We start from the raw sequence: 806 nt of genomic DNA, 5'->3' as shown, positions 1-806 counted from the left end.
TCTTTTCGGCGTCCAGTTTGGCGCGCAACAGCGCCATGACCATCGGCCAGGCCGAGAATTTTCCCTCGCGCGCCCGATCCGTCAGGCTGCGCAGATAGCCGCCGGCGTTGTTGATCTCGCCGGCGCGCTGATAGATCGCCGCCAGGGTGATCGCCGCCTGCCGTTCGCCCAGAAACTCGCAAGCCTCACGCCAGGCGCTCGGACTGACCCCCAGCATCGGCCGTGCGACCTCCGCCGCCGCCAGAAAATCCCGCCAGTTGCGGATTTCGGCGTCCTTCGCCAGCTCTCGCCAGCTTCCGCAGGCGTCCAGCACGATCCCCAAGGGCAGCTCCCGCTTGGGCAAGCTGTGCAGGTTGTCGGTTTCCGTGGCGCTGCCGCCCGCTTCTTCTTTATCTCCTAAGCCATTTTCAGATTCAGATATGCAGTCTGGGTTTGAATTCTGTATGTGGCGACCGGAATGGGACTCATTGGCGTCCGGATTCTGTGTTTTCGTGAAGGATTCCAGTGCGTCGCGGATTTCGATCCAGAGCAGATCAAGGTCCTCGCAAATGTCATCGAGGAGTTGTCGGGGGGCGGTCCTGGGAAGTCGTTCGATGATGCCTTGGTAGGTCCGAGTCATTTTGCCCCAATTGCCTGGAACGCCCTCCTCGATGCCGGCGTCGATCATCTTCACGATGTCCCGGCGCAACAGCGTCAGGCGCTCCCTGGCAGCCTTGTATGCGCGCTTTTCGGCCTGAACCGTCTCAGCCAGTTCGGCAAACTCCTCGGCGCGCGCGACGATCGGTGACAGATCGAAGCCGTAGGCC

At 61.8% G+C, this 806-nt stretch carries 1 protein-coding gene; it reads right to left on the bottom strand.

The genetic code is table 11. The annotated features are described in order from the left end of the window. On the bottom strand, positions 1-806 hold an 806-nt coding region (repC, locus tag EOA27_RS38565; RefSeq protein ID WP_245491393.1), incomplete at both ends, for a plasmid replication protein RepC.

The organism is Mesorhizobium sp. M2A.F.Ca.ET.037.01.1.1, assembly GCF_003998075.1.
GTDB lineage: Bacteria > Pseudomonadota > Alphaproteobacteria > Rhizobiales > Rhizobiaceae > Mesorhizobium.
Note: the sequence above shows the minus strand (reverse complement) of the source record. Positions and strands in the feature narration are given on the sequence as shown.